Source organism: Veillonella sp. ZSJB6, assembly GCF_051549505.1.
GTDB lineage: Bacteria > Bacillota > Negativicutes > Veillonellales > Veillonellaceae > Veillonella.
Genome location: NZ_JBPUGE010000047.1, coordinates 1 through 273 on the forward strand (window position 1 = coordinate 1; position 273 = coordinate 273).

At 50.2% G+C, this 273-nt stretch carries 1 protein-coding gene; it reads right to left on the bottom strand.

The window, feature by feature from the left end; translation table 11 throughout:
- Positions 1-248: beta-ketoacyl synthase N-terminal-like domain-containing protein (locus ACSV5T_RS09840; RefSeq protein WP_438320991.1), on the bottom strand; the 248-nt coding region annotated here is incomplete at its 3' end.
- Positions 249-273: the final 25 nt, after the last annotated feature.

The window sequence follows — 273 nt, forward strand, 5'->3', positions numbered from 1 at the left end:
CCCATGCGATAACCACCACGTGCCTTTGGTAGCACATAAGGGGCGTTGGTCATTGATTCCATACCACCTGCTACCACGATATCAAATTCGCCGCTACGAATTGAGTTGGCACCGAGCATAATGGCTTTCATACCAGAACCACAAAGTTTGTTGACATTGACTGCGCCTGTGGCATCTGGGATACCTGCTTTACGCATCGCTTGACGCGCTGGGCTTTGTCCTGCACCGGCGGTTAAGATACAACCCATGATAACTTCGTCAATCTCTTCTGGT